This is a genomic window from Nocardia sp. NPDC058497 (assembly GCF_042720195.1).
GTDB lineage: Bacteria > Actinomycetota > Actinomycetes > Mycobacteriales > Mycobacteriaceae > Nocardia.
This window is the reverse complement of record NZ_JBHXMY010000674.1, coordinates 1-2,945: the sequence shown is the minus strand read 5'-3', so window position 1 is coordinate 2,945 and position 2,945 is coordinate 1. Positions and strand designations below refer to the sequence as shown.

Sequence of the window (2,945 nt, the reverse complement as noted above, 5' to 3'; positions counted from 1 at the left end):
GGCCTGGCACGTTCATGCCTGATCCCGGCGCCGCGCCTATGGCCTGTTTCGAAGTCCGTCGACGGCGCTGCGGGCACGCGCTGAGCATTCAACAAAGGCTCCGATCGTCCCGATTTCGACCGATCGCCGGATAGTGAACGTTCAGCGCAGTGATCGACGGCTGTCGGGGCGGCTGGTGGAGCGACAGCGCGTATGCCGGGTCCACTACTTCGAGACAGGCGACAGGCCCTAGCGGCGCCGGGGTTGCGACATTTCTTGACCTAGCACACCACTGCCCCCTCCCGCAGCGCGATCTGGAACCGAATCGGCGCGCGCCCGCGACGCACGAGCAGCCCGCGTCCCGGCGGCTGGACCGACATCGCCGCACCGGGCCATATCTGGCCCTCCTGGCGGTCACCGGAGAGCAGAATGCCGGTGGCACCCTGCTCTTTGAGCGCCTGGATGACGGGTTCGAACAGGGCACGCGCCGCACCGCCGGATCGCCGGAACACCAGCAGATGCAGGCCGATGTCGCGCGCGTGCGGCAGGTAGGGCAGCAGCGCGGCCAGCGGGCCGGGTCCGCTGGGGGAGAGCAGGTCGAAATCGTCGGCGATCACGAAGATCTCTGGTCCGTTCCACCACGAGCGGTCACGGAGCTGCGCGGGAGTGACGTCCTCGGGTGGCAGCCGTTTGGCGAGTTCGCCCGCGATGCCGCCTGCGATCCCCGCGCCTGCGGCCTGGGTTCCCGCGTAGGCGCCGAGGTACTGGTCGGGGACTTCGTCGAGCAGGGTGCGCCGGACGTCGAACAACGCCAGGACCACCTCGTCGTCCCGACGGTGCCCGATCAGTTCGGCGATGATGACGCGAGCCAGGTTCGTCTTGCCGGACTCGGCGTCGCCGAAGACGAGCAGGTGCTGGTCACTGCCGAGCAGATCGAGGGTGACCGGTCCGAGTTCGGTCTCGTCGACGCCGAGCAACACCGACGGCACACCGGGATTGCGTGCGCGATGCTCGTCGAAGCTCAGCCGCGTCGGCAGCATCCGAACCTCTGGAGCCTGCGGTCCCGGCCAGGCTTCGGCGATCGCCGCGACGGTCGCGGCCACCTGGTCCGTCGGCCCGGCATCGTCGCCCGCATGCAGCACGGGCAGGCTGATCTGGGCGAGCAGCTTGTCGGCGCCGACGCATCGTCCGGGAGTGTCGGCACGGATGTTCTCGACGATCTTGCGGGAGATGGTGGAGTCGAGCGGATCGTTGAGGCGCAACTCGATCTTGGTGCCGATCACGGCTTGCATCGGCAGCCGCAGATCGGCCCAGCGACCGGTGGTCAGCACGAGATGCACGCCGAAGCCGAGCCCTCTGGCCCCGATTTCCTGGACCACGGGCAGCAGATCCTCGTACTCGTCTTTCAGGGTCGCCCACCCGTCGACGACCAGGAAGATGTCGGCGACCTCGAGCTCCGGCAGTGATCCCTGCCTGCGGCGCAACTCGTCGGCGGAATCGATCCGATGCTCGGCGTAGATCGCCTCGCGCCGGGTGAGGTGACCTCTGACCTCGGCGATCGTGCGGCGGATCCGGTCGGGGTCGAAGCGGGTCGCGACGCCACCGACATGGGGGAGACCTTCCAGCACCGTGAGCGCGCTACCACCGAGGTCCACCGCGTAGAAGGCCACCTCGCGTGGCGTGTGGGTCAGCGCGGCACCGATGACGAGGCTCCGTAGTGCGCCGGTCTTGCCCGACTGCGGCGCGCCGAGAATGCAGACATTGCCACCGGCGGCGCGTAGGTCGATGGTGAACGGTCCCTGCCACTGCTCCAACGGCTTGTCGAGCAAGCCCAGCGGGATCCGCAGGCTCGCGTGCCGAGAGCTGTCCACGGTGGTCAGGCCGCGTTCGCCGTCCACGGCGATCGGGCCGAGGACCCGGGTGAAATCGAGCTGAGTGGGTAGCGGTGGCAGCCAGATCTGCTGAACCTGCGCGGCGGCCTGACGCATCCGGGAAACCACCACGTCGAGGGTCGTCGCGGCGAACCGGTCCGGTGCGGTGGTCGGTCGAGCCGGGCCGCTGCCTGCTCGATCTCGCAGCCACTCGGCGGTGTCGTTGAACAGCCCGAACGGCATCGGCACCGGGGGGATCTCGGCCGCCACCTTGTCTTCGGTCGGCTCGTACACGCCGGAGACGTACGCGGCTTTGAACCGGGTGCAGATATCCGGGTCGACCTTCAGAATCCCGGACCCGGGCACCGGCGGCAGCGAATGGGCGTCGGGTATCCCGAGCGCCGTCCGTGACTCCTGCGCGGTGAAGGTCCGCAAGCCGATGCGATAGGACAGATGCGACTCCAGACCACGCAGCCGCCCCTCCTCCAGGCGCTGGGTGGCCAGCAGCAGATGCACGCCGACGGAGCGCCCGATCCGGCCGATCTGGACGAACAAGTCGATGAAATCCGGTTTGGCGGACAGGATCTCGCCGAACTCGTCGATCACCACGAACAGGTTGGGGAGCGGTGGCAGGTCCTGCCCGGCGTCGCGGCGGTCGTTGTACTCGGTGACATTGGGCAGCGATCCCGCGTCCTGCAACACCCGCTGACGCCGCTGGAGCTCACCCAGCAAGGCGTCATGGAGACGATCGACGAGCCCGGCGTCGTCGGCGAGGTTGGACACCATCGCCGTGGTGTGCGGCAGATCGTCGAGACCGGCGAACGCCGCGCCACCCTTGTAGTCGACGAGCACGAACGCCAGCCGCTCCGGTGAGTGCGAGACGGCCTGCCCCAACACCAATGTCCGCAGCACCTCCGACTTCCCGGAACCGGTTGCGCCGATACACAATCCATGAGGACCCATGCCCTGCTGGCCGGATTCCTTGATGTCGAGCCGCACCGGCTTGCCTGCCGCGTCGAGCCCGAACGGCACGTTGAGGAAATCAGAGAGCGGCTTCGGCTGCCACATCCGTTCGATTTCGTAGGTGCCGAAATC

The 2,945-nt window shown here is 68.0% G+C and carries 1 protein-coding gene; it reads right to left on the bottom strand.

Translation table 11 applies throughout. The features are described 5' to 3' along the window. Positions 1 to 260 precede the first annotated feature (260 nt). Positions 261 to 2,945 (bottom strand): type VII secretion protein EccCb (eccCb, locus tag ACFWPJ_RS29285; RefSeq protein ID WP_378856201.1); only part of this gene is annotated, 2,685 nt, incomplete at its 5' end.